This is a genomic window from Propioniferax innocua (assembly GCF_006716235.1).
Classification (GTDB): Bacteria; Actinomycetota; Actinomycetes; order Propionibacteriales; family Propionibacteriaceae; genus Propioniferax; species Propioniferax innocua.
Window position 1 is genome coordinate 738,339 of sequence record NZ_VFOR01000001.1, and the last position, 24,013, is coordinate 762,351.

Annotated in this window: 27 protein-coding genes and 1 pseudogene; 11 read left to right on the plus strand and 17 right to left on the minus strand. The window is 64.9% G+C overall.

Features of this window, described 5'->3' with window-relative positions; genetic code table 11:
* Nucleotides 1–12: 12 nt before the first annotated feature.
* Nucleotides 13–1,263 carry a magnesium transporter MgtE N-terminal domain-containing protein gene (locus FB460_RS03445; protein ID WP_142092688.1) on the plus strand — a complete coding sequence of 417 codons (1,251 nt, stop codon included), beginning with the start codon at nucleotides 13–15 and terminating at the stop codon, nucleotides 1,261–1,263.
* Nucleotides 1,264–1,266: 3 nt separating this feature from the next.
* Nucleotides 1,267–1,845 (plus strand): DUF1003 domain-containing protein, encoded by a 579-nt coding sequence (locus FB460_RS03450; RefSeq protein ID WP_142092689.1) that lies wholly within the window; start codon nucleotides 1,267–1,269, stop codon nucleotides 1,843–1,845.
* A 2-nt stretch (nucleotides 1,846–1,847) separates the two neighbouring features.
* On the opposite strand, the gene FB460_RS03455 is transcribed toward FB460_RS03450, so the two are convergent.
* Complete coding sequence (locus FB460_RS03455; protein ID WP_142092690.1) at nucleotides 1,848–3,110, minus strand: globin domain-containing protein; 1,263 nt, start codon at nucleotides 3,108–3,110, stop codon at nucleotides 1,848–1,850.
* A gap of 160 nt (nucleotides 3,111–3,270) precedes the next feature.
* Here FB460_RS03455 and FB460_RS03460 point away from each other — a divergent pair, with 160 nt between their 5' ends.
* On the plus strand, nucleotides 3,271–4,443 hold the full coding sequence (locus FB460_RS03460; protein ID WP_142092691.1) for an Mrp/NBP35 family ATP-binding protein: 1,173 nt from the start codon (nucleotides 3,271–3,273) through the stop codon (nucleotides 4,441–4,443).
* A 24-nt stretch (nucleotides 4,444–4,467) separates the two neighbouring features.
* Here the strand turns inward: FB460_RS03460 and FB460_RS03465 are convergent, their stop codons facing one another.
* The 5 genes from FB460_RS03465 to FB460_RS03485 are packed head-to-tail and all read right to left on the minus strand — an operon-like array spanning nucleotide 4,468 to nucleotide 8,388.
* Complete coding sequence (locus FB460_RS03465; protein ID WP_142092692.1) at nucleotides 4,468–4,866, minus strand: sec-independent translocase; 399 nt, start codon at nucleotides 4,864–4,866, stop codon at nucleotides 4,468–4,470.
* A 23-nt stretch (nucleotides 4,867–4,889) separates the two neighbouring features.
* Complete coding sequence (locus FB460_RS03470) at nucleotides 4,890–6,146, minus strand: S1C family serine protease (RefSeq protein WP_142092693.1); 1,257 nt, start codon at nucleotides 6,144–6,146, stop codon at nucleotides 4,890–4,892.
* A complete protein-coding gene (locus tag FB460_RS03475; RefSeq protein ID WP_142092694.1) occupies nucleotides 6,143–6,850 on the minus strand; it encodes a hypothetical protein in 708 nt (235 codons plus the stop codon). The genes FB460_RS03470 and FB460_RS03475 overlap by 4 nt, the downstream gene beginning before the upstream one ends.
* 10 nt (nucleotides 6,851–6,860) lie before the next feature.
* The gene (gene dapA / locus FB460_RS03480) at nucleotides 6,861–7,745 is read right to left on the minus strand and encodes a 4-hydroxy-tetrahydrodipicolinate synthase (protein WP_142092695.1); all 885 of its coding nucleotides are present in this window, start codon (nucleotides 7,743–7,745) and stop codon (nucleotides 6,861–6,863) included.
* Between the two features lie 19 nt (nucleotides 7,746–7,764).
* Entirely contained in the window at nucleotides 7,765–8,388 is a 624-nt protein-coding gene (locus FB460_RS03485; protein WP_246044225.1) for an O-methyltransferase, read from the minus strand.
* A 33-nt stretch (nucleotides 8,389–8,421) separates the two neighbouring features.
* Here FB460_RS03485 and FB460_RS03490 point away from each other — a divergent pair, with 33 nt between their 5' ends.
* A complete protein-coding gene (locus FB460_RS03490; RefSeq protein WP_142092697.1) occupies nucleotides 8,422–8,664 on the plus strand; it encodes a biotin/lipoyl-binding carrier protein in 243 nt (80 codons plus the stop codon).
* 5 nt (nucleotides 8,665–8,669) lie between these two features.
* Here the strand turns inward: FB460_RS03490 and glgC are convergent, their stop codons facing one another.
* On the minus strand, nucleotides 8,670–9,893 hold the full coding sequence (glgC, locus tag FB460_RS03495; RefSeq protein ID WP_142092698.1) for a glucose-1-phosphate adenylyltransferase: 1,224 nt from the start codon (nucleotides 9,891–9,893) through the stop codon (nucleotides 8,670–8,672).
* 134 nt (nucleotides 9,894–10,027) lie between these two features.
* Between glgC and glgA the strand changes: the two genes are divergently transcribed.
* From glgA to FB460_RS03510, 4 genes are all read left to right on the plus strand, one after another.
* The gene (gene glgA, locus FB460_RS03500) at nucleotides 10,028–11,218 is read left to right on the plus strand and encodes a glycogen synthase (protein ID WP_142092699.1); all 1,191 of its coding nucleotides are present in this window, start codon (nucleotides 10,028–10,030) and stop codon (nucleotides 11,216–11,218) included.
* 307 nt (nucleotides 11,219–11,525) lie between these two features.
* Nucleotides 11,526–12,263 (plus strand): hypothetical protein, encoded by a 738-nt coding sequence (locus FB460_RS13280; RefSeq protein ID WP_246044226.1) that lies wholly within the window; start codon nucleotides 11,526–11,528, stop codon nucleotides 12,261–12,263.
* Nucleotides 12,260–12,568 (plus strand): NucA/NucB deoxyribonuclease domain-containing protein, encoded by a 309-nt coding sequence (locus FB460_RS13485; protein WP_425466972.1) that lies wholly within the window; start codon nucleotides 12,260–12,262, stop codon nucleotides 12,566–12,568. The genes FB460_RS13280 and FB460_RS13485 overlap by 4 nt, the downstream gene beginning before the upstream one ends.
* Nucleotides 12,555–13,001 carry a hypothetical protein gene (locus tag FB460_RS03510; RefSeq protein ID WP_142092701.1) on the plus strand — a complete coding sequence of 149 codons (447 nt, stop codon included), beginning with the start codon at nucleotides 12,555–12,557 and terminating at the stop codon, nucleotides 12,999–13,001. Before FB460_RS13485 ends, FB460_RS03510 begins: the two co-directional genes overlap by 14 nt.
* A gap of 74 nt (nucleotides 13,002–13,075) precedes the next feature.
* Here the strand turns inward: FB460_RS03510 and FB460_RS03515 are convergent, their stop codons facing one another.
* Genes FB460_RS03515 through dapE form a run of 4 tightly spaced genes read right to left on the minus strand, consistent with a single transcriptional unit; the run spans nucleotide 13,076 to nucleotide 15,462 of the window.
* A complete protein-coding gene (locus FB460_RS03515; protein ID WP_142092702.1) occupies nucleotides 13,076–13,246 on the minus strand; it encodes a DUF3117 domain-containing protein in 171 nt (56 codons plus the stop codon).
* 53 nt (nucleotides 13,247–13,299) lie between these two features.
* Complete coding sequence (locus FB460_RS03520) at nucleotides 13,300–13,557, minus strand: DivIVA domain-containing protein (RefSeq protein ID WP_142092703.1); 258 nt, start codon at nucleotides 13,555–13,557, stop codon at nucleotides 13,300–13,302.
* A gap of 28 nt (nucleotides 13,558–13,585) precedes the next feature.
* The gene (locus FB460_RS03525) at nucleotides 13,586–14,320 is read right to left on the minus strand and encodes an LOG family protein (RefSeq protein WP_142092704.1); all 735 of its coding nucleotides are present in this window, start codon (nucleotides 14,318–14,320) and stop codon (nucleotides 13,586–13,588) included.
* Complete coding sequence (dapE, locus tag FB460_RS03530) at nucleotides 14,317–15,462, minus strand: succinyl-diaminopimelate desuccinylase (protein WP_246044227.1); 1,146 nt, start codon at nucleotides 15,460–15,462, stop codon at nucleotides 14,317–14,319. Before dapE ends, FB460_RS03525 begins: the two co-directional genes overlap by 4 nt.
* Before the next feature lie 61 nt (nucleotides 15,463–15,523).
* On the opposite strand from dapE, the gene dapD reads away from it, so the two are divergent.
* Both dapD and FB460_RS03540 read left to right on the plus strand, forming a co-directional pair.
* Nucleotides 15,524–16,438: a 2,3,4,5-tetrahydropyridine-2,6-dicarboxylate N-succinyltransferase gene (gene dapD, locus FB460_RS03535; protein ID WP_142092706.1), complete on the plus strand. Its 915-nt coding sequence runs from the start codon at nucleotides 15,524–15,526 to the stop codon at nucleotides 16,436–16,438.
* 43 nt (nucleotides 16,439–16,481) lie between these two features.
* Nucleotides 16,482–17,294: a hypothetical protein gene (locus FB460_RS03540; RefSeq protein ID WP_142092707.1), complete on the plus strand. Its 813-nt coding sequence runs from the start codon at nucleotides 16,482–16,484 to the stop codon at nucleotides 17,292–17,294.
* Here the strand turns inward: FB460_RS03540 and dapC are convergent.
* Nucleotides 17,281–18,390 carry a succinyldiaminopimelate transaminase gene (dapC, locus tag FB460_RS03545; RefSeq protein WP_142092708.1) on the minus strand — a complete coding sequence of 370 codons (1,110 nt, stop codon included), beginning with the start codon at nucleotides 18,388–18,390 and terminating at the stop codon, nucleotides 17,281–17,283. The genes FB460_RS03540 and dapC overlap by 14 nt on opposite strands.
* A gap of 9 nt (nucleotides 18,391–18,399) precedes the next feature.
* Nucleotides 18,400–18,726, minus strand: coding sequence for a ferredoxin (fdxA, locus tag FB460_RS03550; protein WP_142092709.1), 327 nt, complete (start codon nucleotides 18,724–18,726; stop codon nucleotides 18,400–18,402).
* Between the two features lie 21 nt (nucleotides 18,727–18,747).
* Between fdxA and FB460_RS03555 the strand changes: the two genes are divergently transcribed.
* Complete coding sequence (locus FB460_RS03555; RefSeq protein WP_211345812.1) at nucleotides 18,748–19,248, plus strand: hypothetical protein; 501 nt, start codon at nucleotides 18,748–18,750, stop codon at nucleotides 19,246–19,248.
* Between the two features lie 12 nt (nucleotides 19,249–19,260).
* Here FB460_RS03555 and FB460_RS03560 read toward each other — a convergent pair whose 3' ends face one another.
* From FB460_RS03560 to FB460_RS03575, 4 genes and pseudogenes are all read right to left on the minus strand, one after another.
* A complete protein-coding gene (locus tag FB460_RS03560) occupies nucleotides 19,261–21,006 on the minus strand; it encodes a VanW family protein (RefSeq protein WP_142092711.1) in 1,746 nt (581 codons plus the stop codon).
* A 111-nt stretch (nucleotides 21,007–21,117) separates the two neighbouring features.
* The gene (gene mshB, locus FB460_RS03565; protein WP_142092712.1) at nucleotides 21,118–22,014 is read right to left on the minus strand and encodes an N-acetyl-1-D-myo-inositol-2-amino-2-deoxy-alpha-D-glucopyranoside deacetylase; all 897 of its coding nucleotides are present in this window, start codon (nucleotides 22,012–22,014) and stop codon (nucleotides 21,118–21,120) included.
* Nucleotides 22,015–22,057: 43 nt separating this feature from the next.
* Nucleotides 22,058–23,719 (minus strand): peptide ABC transporter substrate-binding protein, encoded by a 1,662-nt coding sequence (locus FB460_RS03570; protein ID WP_142092713.1) that lies wholly within the window; start codon nucleotides 23,717–23,719, stop codon nucleotides 22,058–22,060.
* Nucleotides 23,716–23,943 (minus strand): annotated as a pseudogene (locus FB460_RS03575) (oligopeptide/dipeptide ABC transporter ATP-binding protein); the annotation flags it as partial. The gene FB460_RS03570 and the pseudogene FB460_RS03575, both read right to left, overlap by 4 nt.
* Between the last annotated feature and the right edge of the window lie 70 nt (nucleotides 23,944–24,013).

The following is a 24,013-nucleotide window of genomic DNA, read 5'->3' on the forward strand; positions in this document are numbered from 1 at the left end:
TAAGCTTCCCGAGTGACCTCCAACAGCGCCATCTTCATCTCCCGCCTCCGCGGGCTCCGCGTGGTGGACGCCGATGGTGACACCATCGGCAAGGTCCGGGACGTCGTGATCCAGGTCCGTACCGGCGGACGTCCGCCCCGCGCCAAGGGCCTCGTCGTCGAGCTGTTCGCCCGGCAACGCATCTTCGTGAACATGGCCCGCGTGCATTCGATCGACGGCGTCCAGGTGGCCATCGAAGGCGTCATCAACACACGTCGGTTCCGACGCCATGAGGCCGAGACCCTCATCATCGACGATCTCTTCGACCGTGTCGTGCGCTGGCACCGCGACGGCAAGGACATGGTGGTGTTCGACATCGCCATGACCCAGGTGCATCGCGGCGAGTGGGAACTGCAGGAGGTGGCTCTGCGCGACCGCACCACGCGCCGACTGGGGCGGCGTCCGCACGTGACCATCGTCGACTGGTCCGAGGTCGATGTGCTCAGCCCGAATTCGCCGGAGCGTGAGACCGATCAGAAAGTAGCCGAGATCGAAGACATGCACGCCGCGGACGTGGCTCGCGAGCTGCACGACATGACCCCGCAGCGACGCATCGAGGTTGTCGCCGTGCTCGACGATGAAACCCTCGCCGATGCGATCGGCGAGATGCCCGATGACGACCAGGTGGCGCTCATCGCGGCCCTGGAGGTGGAGCGGGCCGCCGATCTGCTCGAGGAGATGGATCCCGACGATGCCGTCGACCTCATCAACGAGCTCGACGACAGCACCGCAGAACTCCTGCTGGGCCGCATGGAACCCGACGAGGCCCAGGACGTCCGGCGCCTCATGGTCTACGACGACTACACCGCCGGTGGCCTGATGACCCCCGAACCGGTGATCCTGGCTCCCGACGCCACCGTGGCCGATGCCCTGGCGAAGGTCCGTGAGGCCGAGGTCCCCCAAGCGCTGGCCTGCATGGTGCACGTCACCCGTCCCCCACTGGAGACGCCGACGGGCCGCTACCTGGGCAGCGTCCACATCCAGCGGTTACTGCGCGAGCCACCTTCGACGTTGATCTCCCGCCTGGTCGACTCCGAGCTCGAGGCGCTCGAACCCCAGGCCGAACTCCAACAGATCTCCCGTTTCTTCGCCACCTACAACCTTGTGTGCGCACCGGTGGTGGATGAACGTCGCCATCTCGTGGGAGCGGTCACCGTCGATGATGTGCTCGACCACATGCTTCCCGACGACTGGCGCGGCAAGCAGCTCGAGGAAGGTCAGTGATCCATGGCCGATACACGCAACACCAGCAGCGGCAGAAGCAAGAAGACCGGCGTCCGGCTCGACACCCCCGGCCGCAAGACCCGGCTCCTCCCCCCGCTGCGTATCGACGGTGATGAGTTCGGACGCTTCGCCGAGATGTTCGCGCGGTTCATGGGCACCGCACAGTTCCTGTTCTGGATGTCGGTGTTCATCGCGGTGTGGATCGGCTGGAACATCATCGGTCCTGCCGAATTCCAGTTCGACGAATATCCGTTCATCTTCCTGACGCTCATGCTCTCGCTGCAGGCGTCCTATGCCGCTCCCCTGATCCTTCTGGCGCAGAACCGCCAGGAGGCCCGTGACCGCATCGCGATCGAGACCGATCGCAAGGTGGCCGCCCAGTCACGGGCCGACATGGAGTTCCTGGCCCGAGAGCTTGCGTCGGCCCGTATGAACCTGGGCGAGATGGCCACGCGCGAGTTCATCCGTTCCGAGCTGAAGGAACTCGCCGAAGAAATGCGCCAGCAGGCGGAGAGCGAGCTCCGCGAGAAGATCGAGGCGGAGATCCGGGCGGAGCAGGAGCCCCGCCCGGACCGGACCTGAGCTCACGCGCTCGGCAACAGCCAATCGTTCGGAGTGAACAGCTCCACGTGGACGCGGGATTCCCCCACGCCGAGGGCGCTCAACCGTTCGGTGACCGCCTGCAGGAATCCCGCCGGCCCACACAGATAGATCTCGGCATCACCAGCCACGTCCTCGGCGGTGAGTTCGACGCGCCCGGTCGAGACGCTGACACGCTCACCGACGAGCCCCTGCTTGGCGTCCGCGCCCTGCTCGAACCACAAGGACAAGGTGCTCCCACCGGCGATTCGCCCGACGAGCCCTGCCATCTCATCGACCAACGCGGCATCGGCACCGTCGATGTCGGCGTGGATCACCCGGGCCCGACGCTCCGGCTGGCGGTCCGCCAGATGATGCAGCATGCCGAGCATCGGCGTCGCACCGATTCCCGCGGAGACCAGGACGACAGGGGCGTCACTGCCGGTGTCCAACGTCAGATCCCCGTAGGGCAGGGTCACCTCCAGCTGGTCCCCGACCTTCAGGTTCTGATGCAGCCACGTGCTGACCTCGCCCTCGGGGGAGGCGTCGGACGCTTCGACACGCTTCACAGAGAAACGCCAGCGCCCGGTTCCCGGCGCCTCGGTGAGCGAATACTGACGCAGCTGCCGAGCACCATCGGCCATCGGGGCGCCCACGGAGATGTACTGACCGGGGAGGAACCCCGGCAGATCGCCATCGAGCCCTGAGAGAGTGAACGTGGTCACACTGGTGGATTCCTCGACGCGGTCCACGACCCTGGCCGTCCGGAACACATCACCTGGCTCGACGCCCGCCGCCTCGTAGAGCTCGGTCTCGAAATCGATGAGCACCTTGGCCATGTTCCAGTAGACAGCGCTCCAGGCATCGGCAACCGGCGGGGTCACCGCATCCCCCAGCACCTCGCCGATCGCAGCCATGAGGTTCTCGTGGACGATCCCGTACTGATCCTCACAGATCCCGAGGGAAACATGCTTGTGCCCGATTCGCCCCAGCAGGTCCTTCGGCTCCGGGGCGTCGGGCGTCACCAACAGCGTGGCATAGGTGGCCACCGACGCCGCCAACGCCTTCTGCTGCGCGCCCTGAGCCTGGTTTCCGCGGTTGAAGGTGTCGCGCAACAGCTCGGGGTGCTGCGCGAACATCTTCGAGTAGAACAGGGGCGCGATCTGGTCGATGTGCTCCCCCACCACAGGGAGGGTGTCACGGATGATCTGCTCCTGCTCAGGCGTCAACGGGGCGCCGAGGCCGGGGGCGGGTGGCATGGTCGTCATGGTCACTCCTGATACTCGGAAACATAAACCACCACAAAGGCTAATATAAAACTTGGAATCGATCACTTAACAGAGGTGTGACCCGCAAGCTGACACGTGGGATAAGGTGGCCTGCCGGGAATCGCACCCCGCACCGCAACCCGCACCGCAAGTAGGAGCCATGGCCGACATCAAGACGAACCAGCCCGACCATCCCAAGTTCGAGGCCGTCAGCGCCGCCCTCGCCACGGTGCAGGATCCGGAGATCAAGCGGCCGATCACCGAACTCGGCATGGTCGGCAGCGTGGAGTTCACCGGTGACGACGTGCTCGTCAACATCCTGCTGACCACCCAGGGCTGCCCTCTCAAGGGCCCCATCCGCGAGGACGTCACCAAGGCGGTCAGCGCTGTCGAAGGCATCGGCACGGTCTCGGTCGATCTCGGCGTCATGTCCGACGAACAGCGCGCCGAACTCCGCAAGAACCTCAACGGTGGCCGAGCCGCCCGCGACATCCCGTTCTCCCGCCCCGGAAACCTGACGCGGATCATCGCGGTCTCCTCCGGCAAGGGTGGCGTCGGCAAGTCATCGGTCACGGTCAATCTGGCCATGGCCCTCGCCCAGCGCGGACGCAGCGTCGGCATCCTCGACGCCGACATCTACGGCCACTCGGTCCCGGTGATGCTCGGTGTCGCCGATGCCCGCCCCACCTCGATCGGTGACGATGAGGAGTCGATGATCCTCCCGGTGCCGACCCTGGGGTTGAAGGTGATGTCGATCGGCATGCTGAAGCCGCAGCGCGACCAGGTCGTCGCGTGGCGCGGGCCGATCCTCGACCGCGCCATCCAGCAGATGCTCGCCGATGTGCATTGGGGCGATCTGGATTACCTCGTCCTCGACCTTCCGCCGGGTACCGGCGATGTCGCGATCTCCATCGGTCAGAAGCTTCCGAACGCCGAGGTCGTGGTGGTCACCACACCGCAGGCCGCAGCGGCCGAGGTCGCCGAGCGCGCAGGCACCATGGCGTCGATGATGAAGCAGAAGGTCATCGGCGTGGTGGAGAACATGGCATGGCTGGAGACCCCCGATGGCGAGCGGATGGAGATCTTCGGTTCCGGTGGCGGCCAGCACACCGCTGATGCCCTCACCCGGCGCCTCGGCTACGACGTGCCCTTGATGAGCCAGGTGCCCCTGGATCCGAAGGTACGCGAATCCGGCGACGAAGGCGTGCCCATCGTGGCCGCCGATGACGCCGCCGAGAACACCAGCGCCCAGGAGTTCGCCAAGATCGCAGAGACGCTCGACAAGAAGGGCCGGTCGTTGGCCGGCCTGCAGCTGGGCGTCACGCCCACCTGATACAGGTTCGGATCTGACCGACGCTCAGGTCGCTTCCCGGTCGAACGGGGCGGGCCCTTCGCTTTCGGCGGCGGGAACGTCCTTGTTCATGCCCGCGAGGGTCTTCTTCATGTCCTCGACGTCTTCACGCATACCCCGGTCGGCGTCCTTGAAGTCCTGACGCACGTCGTCGATGACGGGCTGGACCTCCTCGAGCAGGTGCTTCTTCACGAAGGTCTTGGGGTTGAGGTCACGGATGTCGAGATCGGCATACTCGGGGCCGAGCTCACGTCGCAGCGTCGACTGTGCATCGTTGGCGATGTGGCGCAGGTAATTGACCACACGGGCGACCTTGCGAGCGATCTCCGGAAGCTTCTCCGGGCCGAAGATGATGATGGCGAGGACGATGAGAACGCCGATCTCGCCCGGCCCGATGTCAAACATGGCGCCAGACTAGTCGATCCACGTCAGCCGACCTTGCCCTCCAATGTGACTTCCACATCACCGTCACCAACCAGGCTCAGTCGGGTCACATCGCCGGGTCGGTGCGTCCGGATCCGCACGATGAAATCGGTGACGCTCATGACACGATGCCCGTCAACGCTCTCAACGGTGTCGCCCGATGAAATACCAGCCCGGTCGGCGGGGCTGCCGGGAGTCACCTCGACGATGCGGACGCCAGCACCATCTGCTGCGACCGTTGCGCCGATCACCGGGTAGGTGGCCGAGCCGGTGTTCAGGATCTCGTCCATGACATCGCGTGCCTGGTTGATCGGGATGGCGAAACCGACGCCGATGCTGCCACTTTGCGAGCCCTGCCCACCCGCACCCATGGTGAGGATCGCCGAGTTGATGCCGATCACCTGGCCAGCCCCGTTGACCAGGGGACCCCCGGAGTTTCCGGGGTTGATCGCCGCGTCAGTCTGGATGCCGTTGATGTATGCCGTCGGCGAGTCCGCATCCGAGCCTCCGCCCACGTCCAGGGGACGCTCGGTGGCCGACACGATGCCGGAGGTGACGGTGCCTCCCAGACCGAGGGGCGAACCGATCGCGACGGTGGGCTCACCAATCTGGACCGCGCCAGAATCCCCCATTTCGACAGGTGGAGCCTCGATGGGGTCATCCGACTTCACCACGGCCACGTCATAGGACGGGCTGCGCCCCACCACCGTGGCGGAGTGAATCGTGCCGTCGGGGAACATGAGATCGACCTGGCCGTCGCTGGCCGCCTCGACCACATGGTTGTTGGTCGCCACGTGACCCTGATCATCCAGCACAAAACCCGAACCCGTACCGCCACGGCCTCCATCGACCACGATGGTCACTGTGCTGGGCAGCACATCGGTGGCGATCTGGGGAATCCCCTCGGCGGAAACAGGCTCTCCCCTTCCACCTGGCCCCGATTCGATCGGCGCCGATGAGGTGGGGGGCTGGATGCTGCGTGACCCGAGCCAGACACCCCCTGCTCCGGCTGCGCCTCCCACGACGAGGGCCGTCACGGCCACCGCTGCCACGATGCCCGCGATACCCCGACGCTTGGGCTCGGTCGGCTGGTGCTGCAGCGGCACGGGGTGCTGATGCTGTGGCGCAGACGGTTGTTGCGGCTGCGCGAACTGCGGTGGCCCCCCGAAGAAGTACTGCGGCGGCTGCGACCCCCATGAATCGGCATCGCTGGCCTCGGTCCAACCGCTGGCCCCACTGCTGGACCAGCCTCCGTGGGTCACGCGATGCTCCGATATCCGGCGCTGACGAGAATGTCACCCGATGGCGTGTAGGACTCCTGCCAGAGCACCTGATGCGTCGACGCGTCGAGCCAGTAACGGTTGGCGACAGGACCGGCCGGGTCCCCGACCCGCGATGCCAGCTGCACCGTCGGGCGGCCGAGGATCTCATCTGATTCAGCGATGGTCCACACCACACGACCGGGCTGACCCAGCTCATCGGTGGACATGGGTGTGGGGACGAAACTGGTGGTGCCGTCGGGAAACCGCACCGAAGTGCCCTCTGGACGGGTGCTCGTTCGAGCAGTGATCGTCCGGAACGGTTCCCCGACAGATTCACGGACGTGAACGGTCTGGCTTCCGTCGAGCAGGCCAAGAGCGGTCGACACCGCCGCTTCGTGCACGGCATCGGCCTCACGGCCCGCCTTCTCGTCCGAACGCTTCACGGGCCTCACCGGGGCAAGCTGACCGGCATCGGCTCCAGCGACCTTCTCAGCCGGGTGTCCCTGCACGAGCATCGCGGTGACAACGGGGTTGGTCAGGGGGGTGACCGCCATGTCCCGCGTGAGCTGCGGATGGAATGCGGCCGGTCGGCCCATCGACGAAGCAGGCGAGGCGACGGCCGCCCCGGCCAGGCCTGTGGTTGCCAGCATGACTCCCGCAGCACATCCTGCTGCCAGCATCACGCCCACACGTCGTGCTCGCATCGATCCTCCTTCAGGCCAACCCGGCTTCCTCGAGTGCTTCGATGAATCCCTTGAGCTGGTCTTCGGTGGCGGCAACCTGCGGCGGACGTAGAACGCCCACCCGGTGCCCCTGCCATGTCAGACCGGCCTTCACCATGGTGCATCCCTGGGCAGCGAAAACACCAGTGTAGACCGGCAACAAAGTGCGGTGGAGTTCCAGAGCACGCTCGACGTCCCCGGCCAGATAGGCCTCGATCATCTGTTTGGTCTGAACCCCGCAGAAGTGGGTCGAGGTTCCCACCACGCCCGAACCACCGATCGCCAGCAGCGGCAGGGTCATGGCGTCGTCACCGGAGTACACGGCAAGGTCTGTTCGTCGAAGAACCTCGGCGGTCCCGGCCATGTCATGCTTCGCGTCCTTCAACGCCACGATGTTCGGGTGCTGACCGAGCGTCACGAGGGTGTCGGTGGTCATGGGCACGCCGGTGCGATGCGGGATGTCGTACATGAAGACGCCCAGATCGGTGGCGTCGGCCACCGTCTCGAAGTGCGCGATGATGCCCGACTGCGGAGGACGTGCATAGTACGGCGCCACCAGCAGAACAGCGTCGGCACCATTGTCGCTGGCCCGCTTGGCGAGCTCGACTGACTGGGACGTGCTCGCGGCCCCCGCTCCGGCGATCAACTTGACGTCATCCCCCACGGCCTCGCGCACGGTGCGCACCAGCTGGGATTTCTCATCCCACGTGGTGGTCGGTGACTCGCCTGTGGTGCCCGAGATCACCAACGCATCGTTGTGCATCTCCTCGACGAGATACACCGCGAGTTCGGCGGCGGCGGGCAGGTCGAGTGCCAGGTCGTCGTCGAACGGAGTGACCATCGCGGTCACCAAGGTGCCAAAGGGGTACGAACGCATGGGGGGAATAGTACGGGGTTCAGCGAACCGCGACGAGCAGTCCGTCTCCGACGGGCAGGAGTGTCGTGGCGAGATCCTCACGCTCCTGCAGTGCATACAGAGCTTCACGGATGACGATCGTCTCGTCCTCCTCGTTGGTGTCGTCGGCGACCTTGCCCTGCCACAAGGCGTCGTTGAGCACCAAGACTCCACCGGGCCGCAGCAGACGCAGAGCCTCCTCGACACATTCACCGTATTCCAGCTTGTCGCCGTCGATGAACACGATGTCGTAGGCCTCATCGGTGAGTTTGGGCAGGACCTCGAGCGCCGCACCGGCGATCAGCCGGAACCGGCGCCCGGGGACGCCGAACTTGGTGAACGCCGTGCGCGCCAAGGCCTGGTGCTCGTGTTCGATATCCACCGAGGTGAGGACGCCCTCTGGGTCCATGCCGGCCAGAAGGGCCAGCCCGGAGACACCGGTTCCGGTACCGACCTCCACGACCGCCTTCGCGCCGACCGCGCGTGCAAGCACCGTCAGCGTCGACGCGGCTGCGGGGGCCAGCGCCGGGATGTCGCCCTGCTCGGCACGCTCACGTGCCTGTCGTGCGGCGTCCGGCTCCACGGCGAAACCGGAGATGAACTGCTCAGTGTTCTGGTTGGTCACGATTTCGGAGTCTACCGCCCTACGATGTGAGGCATGAACAGAGCCGCCAGACATGATCACGTGGTCGCAGCAGAACTCGTCGCCTCGGTGTTGAGCCTCGAGGTGTCAGCGGGCGACCGCGTCGATGCCACCGATGTGGTGTGCGTCCTCGAATCCATGAAGATGGAGATCCCGGTCATGGCGGACACCGGCGGAACCGTCACCGAACTCGTTGTGAAGGTCGGCGACACCGTGCGGGAGGGCGACCCACTCGTGGTGGTGCGGCCCGGCGCCTGAGCGGCTCACATGTCGCGGGTGATGTGCATGCCCTTCTTGACCACGGTGATGCCCCCCTTGGAGACATGGAAACCACGCGCGATGTCGTGCTCGTGGTTGACGCCGATCTCCACGCCATCATCGACCTTCACGTTCTTGTCGAGGATCGCGCGACGCACGACGCTGTTCCGCCCCAGCTGAACGTTCTGCATCAGCACCGACCCCTCGACGTTGGCCCATTTCTCGACCCGCACATCGGGCGAGAGCACCGAATTGTCCACGTCTCCGCCGGAGATGATGCAGCCCGGCGAGACGATGGATTCCTCCGCGTTGCCGCGCAGCACGAACTTCGCCCCCGGGCGCTGGGGTGAATGGGTGTAGATGGGCCATTCGTTGTTGTAGACGCTGAAGTTGGGGACCACCGAGGTGAGGTCCATGTTCGCCTCGTGATACGCGTCGATGGTGCCGACGTCCCGCCAGTAGTTCGCGTCCTTCTCGGTGTTGCCGGGAACGGTGTTGGTCGTGAAATCGTGCACCTGGGCCTGACCCCGCTCCACGAACCACGGGATGATGTCGCCGCCCATGTCGTGACGCGCGTTCTGGTCGGCCGCATCGGCCTCGAGCGCCTCCACGAAGGCCTCGCGAGTGAAGATGTAGTTACCCATCGACGCAAAGGACTCATCCGGGTTGTCCGGCAGGCCGGGCGGATCGCTCGGCTTCTCGAGGAACTCGCGAATCCTGTAGTCGGCGTCGGCATCGATGATCCCGAAGGCGCTCGCCCCTTCGCGCGGGACGCGGATACCGGCGACCGTGCAGGCAAGCCCCGAATCGATGTGCTGTTGCAGCATCTGGGAGACGTCCATGCGGTAGATGTTGTCGGCACCGAAGACCACCACGTAGTCAGGGTTCTCATCGTTGATGAGATTCATCGACTGATGGATGGCATCGGCCGAGCCCTGATACCAGCGCGGCCCGAGCCGCTGCTGGGCCGGGACCGGGGTCACATAGAAACCGAGCAGGGTGGACATGCGCCACGTCATCGAGATGTGTCGGTCCAACGAGTGCGACTTGTACTGCGTCAGCACCGCGATCTTCATCAGCTCGGAGTTGACGAGGTTCGACAACACGAAATCGATGAGACGGTAGGTGCCGGCGAAGGGCACGGCGGGCTTGGCACGCGCCTCGGTGAGCGGCATGAGCCTCTTCCCCTCACCACCGGCCAGAACGATGGACAGAACATTCGGCGACATATTTCAGGCCCCTCTTCCCCGTCACTGGAGCTCCCCCGGATTTCCAGCAGCAACACTAGCCTGCTCCCGATGATGGACCGCAGGTGGTTGGCACCCGGTCAACCACCACCGAGTTGGCCTGACAGAATCATCTCATGGCTCCACATGTGTCGCTGTTGACCCGGGAATACCCACCGCATATCTATGGAGGCGCCGGTGTGCATGTCGCACAGCTGGTGCGTCAACTCACTGATCTGTGCACCGTCGATGTCCACTGCATGGGCGAACCCCGGCCCGGAGCCACGGCTCACGCCGAGGATCATCCCGCCGACGCCAATGCCGCGCTGCGAGTGTTCGGCGCCGACCTGTCGATGGTCTCCGCACTCGACCCCGCGACGCAGGTGCTGCATTCCCACACCTGGTACGCGAACCTCGCCGGGCATCTCGGCGGGCTGTTCCTCGACGTGCCCCACGTGGTGACCTCACATTCACTCGAACCGCACCGCCCATGGAAGGCAGAGCAACTCGGTGGTGGCTACCGTCTCTCCTCATGGGCCGAGCGCACCGCCTACGCGGCCGCGGACGCTGTCATCGCCGTCTCCAGCAAGATGCGCGAGGGCATCCTCGAGGCCTACCCCGAGATCGACCCCGACAGGGTGCATGTGGTCCGCAACGGCGTCGACCCCGAAGAGTTCCACCCGGTTCCCGAGACCGAACTCGTGAGCGACCTGGGCGTCGACCTCGACAAGCCGTACGTGGCGTTCGTCGGACGCATCACGCGGCAGAAGGGCTTGGTGCATCTGGTGCGCGCCGCGGCCGAGTTCACCCCCGAGACCCAGGTCGTGCTGCTCGCCGGCGCCCCCGACACCCCCGAGATCGCCGCAGAGTTCAACCAGGCCTTCGCCGATCTCCGTGCCCAGCGTGAGGCCCCGGTGATCTGGGTGGAGGACATGCTGCCGCGCGCCAGCGTCCGTCAGGTGTTGACGCATGCCACCGTCTTCGCCTGCCCCTCGATCTATGAACCACTCGGCATCGTCAACCTGGAGGCCATGGCCTGCGAGACCGCTGTGGTGGCCTCCGCCGTCGGTGGCATCCCCGAGGTCGTCGCCGACGGCGAGACCGGCCTGCTCGTCCCCTACGACCCGGCCCGCGCCGACGATCCAGAAGCCATCAAGGCCTTCGAGAGCGAATTCGCCGCCCGCGTCAACGAACTGGTCGCCGACCGCGACCGAGCCGACGCCATGGGCCGCGCCGGACGCACACGCAGCCTCGAACAGTTCTCGTGGGAAGCCATCGCCAAACAGACCGTCGAGGTGTACGAAACGGCCATCGCGCGGCACGGCTGATCTTTTGGCAAACTCCTAGTGAACTCTGCGTCACTCGGCCAACGGGGATTCTGATCCTAGGTAAATCTGTCGGCATGAAGAACACCCTTCGCTTCATCATCGCCCTGCTGATCAGCGCGATTCCCCCCCCCTGACCGTTTCAACGCTTGCCATACCCGCGCATGCTGACACTCCGCCCACTCCAGCACCATCGTCTGCTCCCACGACGAGCCCACGCGAGGCACCGTCTGCAACCGGATCATCCTTCGAGTCATGCACAACGATCTCCAAAACCGACCAACTGTGCTTCTCCTTCGACGACCCGAAAGTGGACCCGCGTCAGGCTCCGGAAAGCACTGAACCGTCCGTCGGCACTCGGGACGCGCCAGAAACCGGTGATGAATGGTTCGGCCACCTGCCCAGCGACTGGAATCCACCGACATGTGACAACCCGCAGAACTTCCTCGCCGACCACTGGAACACTTATGTCAGCAGGTTCAATGTCTGCAGCGGAATGGACTACTTCCTAATCCTCCGAAAAAAGGGGATCCCGGTCGGAATCACCAGATATGTGTCGGTTTTTTCCGTGGACACACGACAGACGCCCGGCTCCCCGGTCCGATTCACCCACAAGATCATGAAGGTAAAGTCGGCCGGGAGCATAGGAACTGCAACTTTCCGCTCCAGCATCGGCGTCGAAAAGAAAGCCTTCGGTGTCCCAGACGAGTGGGAGCGGGAGACCAAGTACCCAGAGAAGTCAGGCTTGAAATCCACCTTCAACCACACGCCGAAGATGCTCGACAAGACAGCGTGGCTCTATGGGCCAACCGGCTACGTGCGAGCCACAACGACGCTCGCCAAGGGAAAATGGACAAAACCATTTCCTTTGCCCATCGGGCCGATGTATCGATGCGACACGATCATCACCTCCAAACCGGGATGCGTCGCCGGAGCGACCCGTCCTACAGGCCATCGCCGAAGAATCGCGGTTACCACGCACACATCAAACAGGCCATCGCGTCCGGACTCCCCAATGAGCTGCGACGAACCACGGATCCCACACTGAAAAAGAAAAACCGTGAGGCGGCTTGCCCCAAGCGAATCACCTCGAAACGCCCTAAAGGGTATTCGTGTGATGAGTACCCATTCGCATCCACTGACAATGGCGCTGCCGGGCTTGGTGCGGGACGAGCTCGCTCATCGTATCCTAGCCTCAACTGTCGAATGCCGGACCCATACCGACGGGGGCCCAGCGGATTCAGCCGCTGTTTCATCCCAGAGGACGAAAACTCAGCCGGCGGCGGAGAGATCCGCACATTCTACAATCAGCACCGAGTTCTGAACGGAGACACCTTCTATGTCAAACCATGATCGCCGCCACATTGCCCATCTGGATTTGGAGAACAGCGCATTCCTCATCTGGGGAGAAAATGACGACATCATTCCGGAGATCGACCTCGGGGCCGGCCGGATTCACTGCAAGACAGACTTTGCCTACTTCCTGCCGAATGTTGCCATCGGCGAGGTGCTCTTCCATGTTTCGGTGGGAACCGAGCCGGCAGACTGGGCGCATATGGAATGGCTCCGAGAGGCCACCTTCACCACGCGTATGTGGGGGCTGCTCAGGCTGAGGACAGCCTCCACGACCGGCACGCTCGATGAGACCGACGAGGATCTCTGGACCATCGACGATGGCATCTACACCCTGACGATGCGGCATTACTTCAATCCCGATGACGGCGACTGCGTCGCGCGCGAACGCCCAGAACGCATGTGGACGCATCTGACCCCGGCGGAAGGCTGAACCTCCGGCACCGAAACGGCGATGCCCTCCCCGCGTGGGGAGGGCATCGCCGTTTCACTTCTTCTGGTGGAGGGTCACTCCCCCACGACGCCGGTCAGGGCCTCGCGCAACGCGGTGGCTTCCTCGGCGTTCATCTCGACAACCAGTCGGCCACCACCCTCGAGTGGAACACGCATGACGATGCCGCGCCCCTCCTTGGTGACCTCGATATCGCCGTCTCCCGTGCGAGGCTTCATATGTGCCATCGTGTGTTTTCCTCAATCTCGTTCGTGGTGGTTGTGAAAGTCCGTGGTGCCCATTATTCCGTATCGCGCTCCACATGTGACGCAGCGCACGCAGCGAGGAGGGCGTCGACCTCCTGCATGTCGTAGCCCCGGAGCCGGACGCTGAACCGGGCCTGGGTCCAGGTCCGCGGATCGCTGATGTCCACGGCATCGTCCAGCACCGGCTCGACGTGATCGCGGACCACGGGCTGCATGCGGTCGAGTGACCCGGTGGCGACAACGGCTGCCACGCCCAGTACTGCCACTGCGATCATCGCGATCAGGAACATCATGGGAACGATCCTATCGGTCCGACGTGGTTCAGGAGTTGTCGGCCACCAGGACCCGCACGGCGTCGTCGATGTCGTCGGTCACGTGGAACAGATCGAAGTCCTTGGCCGAGATGTTCCCGGCCTCCAGCACCGAGTCGCGGAGCCAGTCCACCAGCGGCGTCCAGTAGTCACTGCCGAACAGGACGAAGCGATGGTCGAGCTTGCCGGTCTGAGCCAGCGTCAGCCCCTCGAACATCTCATCGAGGGTGCCGAAGCCACCGGGCATCACCACGAAACCCTGGCTGTACTTCATGAACATCATCTTGCGCACGAAGAAGTAGCGGAAGTTGATACCGAGCGTCACGTACTCGTTCATCCCGGTCTCGAAGGGCAGCTCGATGCCGAGCCCCACCGAGACGCCGTCGGCTTCGTAAGCGCCCTTGTTGGCGGCCTCCATCACCCCGGGGCCGCCCCCGGTGATGACGCCGAACCGGGCCTGGACGAATTTGCGGGCCAGTTCCTCGGCCGTGGCGTAGATCGGATCGTCCGGTGGCGTCCGGGCCGAACCGAAGATCGAGACCGCCGGGCCGAGTTCGGCGAGCTCGCCGAAGCCCTCGACGAACTCGGACTGGATCCGCATGACGCGCCACGGGTCCTCGTGAACCCATGCCACATCTCCGCGGGACGCGAGCAGGCGTTGATCGGTGGTGGTGGGCAAAACCATGTCCCCGGCGCGCAGCACCGGACCCTGACGATGACGATGACGACGTGATTCGGCGCTCATGCAACATTCCCTTCAACAAGTCCCAGCCAGGTGAGCAGAACACGACGACACTCGTGCACATCCGCGGTGGGGCACCATTCCTCGTCGGTGTGGGCGAGGCTCGGGTCCCCTGGCCCGAAGTTCACCGCAGGAATGCCGAGGGTCGCGAACCGCGCCACATCGGTCCAGCCGTATTTGGCCGACGCCCGTCCCCCTGCGGCCTTCAGGAACTCGGCGGCGATGCCCGATTCAAGGCCGGGGCGGGCCGCGTGCGCGTGGTCGGTGATCTCCCACGAATACCCCTCGACCGGCTTGCCCTCCTCGTCCATGACACCGGCCGACCGCAGAAGATGCGGCACTGCTTCGGCATCGTCACGGTCGGGCGCGTAGCGAAGATTCACCTCGACGGTCGCGGCGTCGGGAATGACGTTGGTGGCGATCCCGCCGGTGATGTTCACCGCGTTGAGCCCCTCGTGATACTCAAGCCCGTCGACGGTCACGACACGGGGCTCGTACGCCGCCAGTCTCGTCAGGACCGGTGCCAGACCGTGGATGGCGTTGACGCCCTTCCACGCGCGCGCCGAATGGGAGGCGCGGCCATGGGCGGTGATGCGAATGCGCAGGGTTCCCTGGCAGCCACCCTCGATGCCCGCGTTGCTGGGCTCCCCCAACAATGCGAAATCACCGGCGAGGAGCTCGGGGGTCTCCCGGACGAGACGGCCCAGTCCATTCTTGGCGTCCTCGACCTCCTCGTGGTCGTAGAAGACCCACGTCACGTCCACGTCCGGAGCGTCGCCCCGACCGATGGCCGCGTCGATCGCAGGCGCCATATTGGCGAACACCGCGACGCCCGCCTTCATGTCACAGGAGCCACGCCCGATGACCCGCTCGGAGTCGCCAACCCCTTCCAGCCGGCTCGGCAGGCTTCCGGCGACGAGCGGCACGGTGTCGAGGTGCCCGGCCAGGATCACGCGGCGTTCGCGTCCAAGATCGGTACGAGCCACCACGGCATCCCCGTTGCGCGTGACCTCCAATGCCGGGAGCGCACGCAGCGCGGTCTCCATCGCATCCGCGAGGGGGCCTTCGTTCCCACTGACCGATTCAATGTCGATGAGCTGCTGCAGCAACGCGACCACGTCGCCGTCAAGATTCAAACTGTGCACCCGACAGACTCTACTTCCACGATGGGCATCTCCCTTCGTCCGGGCAGGTAGGGTCGCGTCCATGACTTCGCGTACTGCACATGGCTGGGCCCTGATCACCGAGCACATCTCGGGCGACATCCTCGACGCCTGGTTCCCCACACCAGAACTCGGCGAACCGACACAGGAGGGCGAGCCGACCGCGCTCAGCCCACTGGCCGGCCCCGATGAGGCACGTCAGGTGACCAAGCGCGTCCAACAGGTCTCGATCGACCTCGACGCCGCACCCGCGGACGCCATCGACGGTTACCTGCGTCTGCACCTGCTCTCGCACCGCATCGTGCAGCCCAACACCATCAACCTCGATGGCCTCTTCGGCGTCCTCACCAACGTCGTGTGGACCTCCGCCGGCCCCTGCGCCATCGAGGGCTTCGAACTGACGCGCGCACGACTGCGTGAGGAACACGGGCACGTGACCGTCTTCGGCGTCGACAAGTTCCCCCGCATGATCGACTACGTCCTCCCCAGCGGCGTTCGCATCGGCGACGCCGACCGCGTCCGTCTGGGCGCGCATCTGGCCGAGGGAACCGTCGTGATGCACGAGGGCTTTGTGAACTTCAACGCCGGCACGCTCGGCAAGTCGATGGTCGAAGGACGCATCTCGCAGGGTGTCGTCGTCGGTGACGGCTCCGACATCGGCGGCGGGGCGTCGATCATGGGCACGCTCTCCGGCGGCGGCAAGGAGGTCATCAAGCTCGGCGAGAAATGCCTGCTCGGCGCCAACGCGGGCGTGGGCATCTCCCTCGGCGACGGATGCACCGTGGAGGCCGGCCTGTACGTGACCGCGGGCACCAAGGTGACAGTCGGTGAGCAGACCGTGCGCGCCTCGGAGCTCTCGGGCCGCGACAACCTGCTGTTCATCCGCAACTCGGTGACCGGTGCCGTCGAGGCACGCCCCAACGGCGCCGGTGTGAAACTGAACTCCGACCTGCACTGACGTGGCTGCGCGAAGGCGTGGGCGCGGCATCGGGTGTGTCCTGGTGCTGTTCCTCCTGCTGACCGTCGCAGGCGTCGGCGGGCTGTATTTCCTCAGCAACCGGCAGCACATCCCACCACCGGCGATCTTCGAACGCTGCGTGGCCACAGCCAACGGTGAGAGCGTCGCTGTCACACCGGAGCAGGCTCACTACGCGGCATTGATCAGCGCGATCGCGGTCCAGCGGGGCATGCCACCCCGCGCGGCCACGATCGCGCTGGCCACCGCCTACCAGGAGAGCGGCATCCGCAACCTCGATCACGGCGACCGTGACTCCCTGGGCCTGTTCCAGCAACGCCCTTCCCAGGGCTGGGGAACCGAGGAGCAGATCATGGATCCGGTGTTTTCGACCCACGCGTTCTACGACGCCCTCGCGCGTATCCCCGACTGGGAGAACGGCGACATCAACGACACAGCACAGGCTGTGCAACGCTCCGGCTACCCGGAGGCGTACCGACAGCACGAGCCCAACGCACGCATCCTCGCCTCTGCCCTGACCGGTCACTCCCCCGGCGGGCTCACATGTTCGGTGGACTCACCCGGTGGGGGTTCTCCGCAGGAGACTGTGGCCTCCCTCGACGAGGCCTTCGGCCACATCGGCGTCACCACGGCACGAACACCCGAAGGTGCGACGGAGGTGGCTTTCGCCCATCACGACGAAGCCCTGCGCTGGGCAGTCGCCCATCACGCGGTGGCAAATGCCAAGGATCTGGGCGTGCGTGAGGTTCAAGTGGGTGACCAGCAATGGGTCGCCGATGGGAAGACCGCACCGTGGAACGCCGTCGAACCGATCGACGGCGTCGTCATACGTTTCTGACGATCCGCCCGGCAGCACCCGCGATGTCGTCATCGGTCGCAGTCAGCGTGATCCGCACGTGCGTGGCGTCCCCGTAGAAATCTCCGGGCGTCACGAGAATCCCCAAAGCCGCGAAGTGGTCGACGATCGCACGGCCGTCGGTGAAGTCACCACGGGTGGCCCAGAGATACAGGCCGCCCTCGGAATGGTCGATCCGCCAGCCGTCGGCCAGCAGAGCCTGACGTAGCGTGTCGCGTCGATCGCGGTAGCGCGCCTTCTGCTCGACCACATGGCGATGCTCGACGAGCGTGGCGGCCATGGCTGCCTGAACCGGCGTCGGCATCATCATGCCGCCATGCTTGCGGATCTCGGTCAACTGCGAGATCAGGCCGACGTCACCGGCGCAGAAACCGGCTCGATAGCCAGCGAGATTGGAACGCTTCGACTCCGAGAAGATGGCGAGGACACCCGTGGGGTCATCGGTGATGCTCGGATCCAGCACCGAGACCGGCTCATCCTCCCATCCGAACTCGCCGTAGCACTCGTCCGACGCCAACACCGCGCCGTGCTCACGGCACCACGCGACCCAAGCACGCAGCTCGTCCGCCGAGAGGATCGCACCGTGAGGATTGGCCGGGGAGTTGATCCACACCAGGCCCGCCCGGCGGCCGGCGAGTCTGTCATCCAGAACCGCAGGGTCGTCACAGGCCACCGGATCGATCCCCGCGAGCTGCGCCCCCACCGCATAGGTGGGGTACGCCGTCTCAGGATGCACCACGACGGTGTCCGCAGCGCCCGCAAGGCCGAGATGGGTCGGCAGCCAGGCAACGAATTCCTTCGTGCCGATGACCGGCAGCGTCCCCACCTCGGTGGTGACCCGCCAACGATCCCGCAGATACGCACCCATGGCGTCCTGCAGGTCCGAGATCCCGACCACCCGGGGGTAGCCATGCGCGTCGGAGGAACGAGTCAACGCCTCGATCGCCACCTGAGGCGCGGGGTCCACAGGTGAACCGACCGTGAGGTCGATGAAGCCCTCCGGATGACTCTGGGCTCGCTCGCGGGCAGCAGCGAGTGTGTCCCAGGGAAAAGTCGGGAGCCGGTCAGCGATGGTCACGCTGATCGATCACGCATCGTGCTCTTGCTTGGGCATGGCCTCGACCTCAGGGTGGTCGAAGTCGACAGGCCCCAGCTTGGCAGCGCCGCCGGGCGAACCCAGCTTGTCGAAGAACTGCACGTTGATGTCGTAGTAGTTCGCCCACTCCTCGGGAGTGTCGTCCTCATAGTAGATGGCCTCGACGGGGCACACCGGCTCGCACGCGCCACAGTCGACGCACTCATCCGGATGGATGTACAGCATTCGGTTGCCCTCGTAGATGCAGTCCACCGGGCATTCCTCAACGCACGCCAGGTCCTTCAGATCCACACATGGCTGCGCGATGATGTATGTCACCAGATGCTCCTGTCGTCGAAAGTGAGTGCCCCCATTTCTACCACGCGTCACCTCGTCCGCGGCCAACGTGTCAGCCTGCGTCGCCAACTCGCCGATGGTCAGGGAGATCTGATCGGTTGGGTCCTCACCGCCGACGCCGACGGCCTGGAACTGCTCGACCGTCAGGCCCACCGACATCGCGTCGACAGCGCCCAGATCCTCGCTCTGCGTCTCATCCCGCTGATCCCACCGGGGCGCAACCCCGAGAACGGTGACCGCAGCATCCTCGCCCGCATGCTCACCGACCTCACTGGAGCGGAGGTCACCGCCGAAGCCATCGCAGTCGGCCGCATCCGTGATCTGGTCGACGATGTGACGCCTGCCCTCGACATGATCGACGCCGGCCGAGCCCCCTCCCCCGGCACCGTGCTGATCTCCGGCGAATGGGCAGTCCTTGCTTCCCCACCACAGAAGGCACACATCTGGGCCGCATGGGCCGCCCTGCACAATGCCCGAAATCTGGCATGGGTCGCCAAGATGTGAGGGCTCAGAGCGTCAAACGCACTCGACCTTGTCAGTGGCGCTGTACTTCCACGACTTGTCCTCACGGCGGATCTCGGTGCCGTTCTGCTTGAAGATCCGGTAGTACGACGCGGTGAAACCCGGTGACGGCGACTGTGGCTCGCACTCGTCACTGGTCTCCTTGATCGTCGTCCCGTCGTAGAAACCACTCTTGGTCGGTTCGGGAGACACGATCTCCCACTGCTTCACACCCCAGATCTGGAATGTGATCGACCCCTTGCCCCCCGATGCGGACTTGTTGACCGAACCGGTGATCATCACCGCGTTGTCAGTGGTGTTCTTGAACTTCAGGTCGATCGACCCGTAGTACAACGTGGCCTCACGTCCGGCCGGGTAACGGCTGAAGTACATGGTGTGCGGCTGGTGTTCGACATCCTCGAGACCGGCGAACCAAGCTGCGTTGTACAAGGTGGTGGCGCCCTGGGAGATACCGCCGGCGGACTGCTTACGCAGCTGACCGCCCGAGATCACATAGCCGTCGACGTAACCGGCCGACGCGTCACGTGGCCCGATGTGTTCATCCACCGAGAACGTCTCCCCCGGACGCAACACCGCGCCACTGATGTGTTGGGCGAACAGAGTCAGGTTCGTGTTGCGGTAGTCGGCGTGGGGGAAGGAGGTGGTGAACTCCCCGATCACCTCGCGAGGCTTGCGCTTCTCGGCCTCCTCTGTGGTGAACTTCGCCTTCTCACCGCTCAGCTCCACCTCGACCTCGCGTTCGTCACTGGTGGCGGCGGGCACGATCACCTCATGGAAGGACTCCTTGGAGACCTCCGAGCCGTCCTCGGACGGGATCACGCTGATCTTGCCGCCCTCGAACTTGTACGAAGCCTCTTTGGCGTCCTTGAGGCCGAGCTCATCCATCGCAGGCTGTGCGGCCTCGTACAGCTTGTCTCCGTCGATCGAACCGGAGAACTCCTTGCCCTCCGCCTTGATGGAGGCCGCGCCCGCGATCATCTCGGGGGTCACTTCGAAGGTTCCCTTGCCGGTGTCCACCACGACCGGGCCCTGTACGGCCTTCTTCGCCCACGAATCGACGAACCGGTCGGCGGCCCCTGTGGTGAGGGCCGGATCCTCGACCGCGACAGTGGCTTCGATCCGGTCATTGACCAGATACCCGTCCTTGATCTGCGCCGCGGACTTCTTCTGATCCAGCGTGCGACCGGTGACGCCCTCGTCGCGCTTCACCTCAGTGCCCTCGAACCGTACCGCCGCATTCTTGGGCTCACGGTCGACTTTCTCCGACGCGATGCGCTTGACCTCGGCTTCAAGCTTCTTCTCGTCGACAGCGGCGATCGGTTTGACCTCCGAGCCCCCGGTGAGCACCCGCCAGATCTGGCGGGGATCCCAGCTGCGTCCGACACCGGAGCTCTCAACGGTGTCCCTGTAATTCACCGCGAGGCCCGCAGCCTCCGGTTCAACCTCCACGTCCACGCCATCGGCCACGAGAGTGAACGTCGCATTCTCCTGCTGTGCATAATCCTTGGCCAGTTTCGCCTCGGCCTCGGCCGCGCTGAGACCACCGATCTCGATTCCGGCCATGGTGGTGTCACGAGGCACCTTGTCGCCGGTCATGAAGTACCCGGCGACATACGCTCCGCCGAGCAGGACCAACAGCCCTCCGATGACCGACAGTGTGATGATCCGAACACGGCGAGGGTTCGACGGCTTCTCCTCCGAGATCTCGGTCTCGGCCGCAGCCAGCTTGTCGTCCGCCACAGGCACTTCCTCGCTCTTGGATTTGAATGGCTCTTGGATTTGAAAGGTCGCTGCGCCACTTTACGATAAGGAGCCTGCTGGGCACAGCCCCGAGCAGCAGCACCGGCTCACTCAGTCAAGGCCGGCGAAGACGTCGGTGGCCCCTTCGGGGAAAGGCACTCCTCCGGCGAGCCGGAAGGCCTCCCCCGCCATTCCATGGGCCGATTCGTGCTCGAACATCTGCACAAAACCGCTGTCAGGCTGGATCTGCGAGGCATGCGCACGGAAGGCCGCGATCTTGCGATGCATCAATTCGGGCGCATGAACTGTTACAGAGATGTCATCGTCGGGGACGACCATCGGCGGCAGAGGACCATCGGGATCCATCCCTCCGAACGTCTCGGCATCTCCGATCTCCTGGAGCCGCCGAAGACCCGCCCGCATCGCGGACTCCCCCAGAGCGGTCCACAGGATCCGGGGAACCTGCCATGCCTCACCCAGATCTCGCCGATGACTCGGGACGGCGGCCAGCATGGCCCCATACATGGCGACGCGGTGCGCCTTGATGTGATCGGGGTGCCCGTAATGCCCGTTCTCGTCGTAGGTGATCAGCACCTCGGGGCGACGGTCACGAATCAACGCGACCATGTGATTCGCCGCCTCGAGAAGATCCGCCAGCCAGAAACATCCCGGGTGGAGTTCATCTCGGGCCACCGCATTGCCGTTCTCGTCGGTCCCCATACCCGAATCCCGATAACAGTGGTCTCCGCCAAGACGCACGGCGTCAGTGATTCCAAGGGCCTCCATCGAAGCTTCCAGCTCGGTGATCCGGTGCTCGGCCAGCGAGTCCTCCCGATCGGCGGCCAGATGCACCAGATCGGGATCGACAACCTCACCCTCCTCGCCCAGAGTGCAGGTCACCAGCGTCACCGCATCACCTCGGGACGCATGAAGGGCCATGGTCAGACCGGTTGAGGTCACTTCATCATCGGGATGGGCGTGCACGAGCATCAGGCGTCGGGAGGTCATGGTCATGAGACTACCCATTCCCACGAAAATCAGGCGGCAAAAATCAGGCCCTGCGGAGTCGTAGGACATCGGGGGTTCCCGCGAAATTCGTGGGAAGATCCTCAGGCGCCACATCGACACGGGGCGACCAGATGGCGGTCGACCGCATCCACCACAGCGGCAACGAGGGCAGCTCCTCGGCCAGCATCCTCTGTGCGGACTCCCACTCGTCCCCCGGGTTCTCGGTGGCCTCCGCCCTGCGCATCACTGCGTCGAAGTCCATGCTGGCATGACGCCCACGGTTCAACGGCGATTCACTCTGGAAGGGCTCAAGGTACTCCTGCATCGAATCCCGTCCCGGTTCCCGAACCATCAGCGCGACGCCCTCGGTGAACACACCCGTCTTCCCCGATCCGAGCTCCGATTGACTCACCTCACGACGTTGACACGTCAAATCCAGCGTGTAGCGCCAGGTGTTGCAGAGTTCATCGACCCAATAGGAGTCGCCCAGCTCACTGGCGGTGGTGACCGTGATCGACGTCGGGGTGCTCCCCAGCGAGTCGTTGGCGTCATCCCACAGTCTGCGTGCCCGTTCACGGTCATAGACGCAGTCATCGGCACAGGTCTCGACCGCGCCGGTCATGGTCGGCGGCACCCAGCCACGCGCGGGATCATGCACTCCGCCCAGCAGGTCCCGGGTGATGACCTCACGATCGATGGCCATCGACAGGGCTCGGCGTCGACGCGGGTCGGCAAACGTCTCATCCGCATCACTGAACACCAGCTCGGCCAGGACCATCGGCGGCGCTCCGTCCGGCGCGGCGGCACGCTCACCGAAGTCCGAACGCCACGTCTGTTCTCCGAACGACTCGGGTGGGACACGATCACTGACGTCGAGTTCACCGTCACGCACATCCTCGTAGGCCAGCGACAGGTCGTTCCAATTCTCGAAACTGATGGTGTGCGAGGCCGGTTCCTTCGGCCCGGTGTAGCCATCCCATCGCTGCACCACGTGACGCAGCCGGTTGTTCTCGACGAGTCGATACGGCCCCGCACCCACCGGTACCTGTGCATGGCGAGCCGGGTCCACCCAGAACGAATCCGGAAGTGGTGCATAGGCGAGCTCTACGAGTTGTTCGTCGAAGTTCACGATCGGCCGGTCCAGACGAACCCGGAATGTCAGGTCGGAAGTGACCTCGAGCCCCGACATCTGCAGCCGCTGACCAGACCGATCCGCCGACGGCACGGGTGAGGACGAAGGGCTCGCGCTCGGAGTGGCCTGAGGGCAGGTCCCGGACGGGTTCACCTCGGTGTACCCCTCGATGTCGGCGAACCAATCGGCACCCGGATAGCCCTGCCGACACGACGCCGACCAGTTCCATGCGTCCACGAAGTTGTGCGCCAGCACCGGGGTGCCGTCGGAGAATCGACGCCCCTCGACCAGGGTCACCGTCCACGTCTCACCACCATCGGTGCTGGTGATCTCCTCAGCCAGATCCGGCTCCACACGGCCATCCGGCCCGGCCGTCATCAAAGTCGCCGTGACCGGTTCGAGCACGTTGCGGGCGCACTCATCGAGTGCGGCGGCAGGAATGAGCGGCGACTGCGTCTCGCAGGAACGCACACGCAGAGCGTCCGCGTCATCGCCCGGGGCCGCGGTGCAGCCCGCTGTGAGCACCATCGCAGCCACCACCGATGCGGCACCCGCCCGTGCCAACACCGTCATGCCTGGCGGACCTCCGCGAAATGGCAGGCCGAGAGATGCCCCGAGGCCCTGTCCGGATGCGTCTCCAGCACCGGCATCTCCTCCTTGCACCGTTCCCGGGCCTTCCAACAACGGGTGTGGAACCGGCACCCCTTCGGTGGGTTGGCCGGGCTGGGCACATCACCGGTCAGCATGATCTGATCACGTGTCCCGCGCAGGCGGGGGTCAGGTACGGGAACAGCCGACGCCGCCCCGATGGCTACGGTGACTCGTGGCCTACGTGTCATGTTGCCTCCTCATACGCGCATCGTGCGC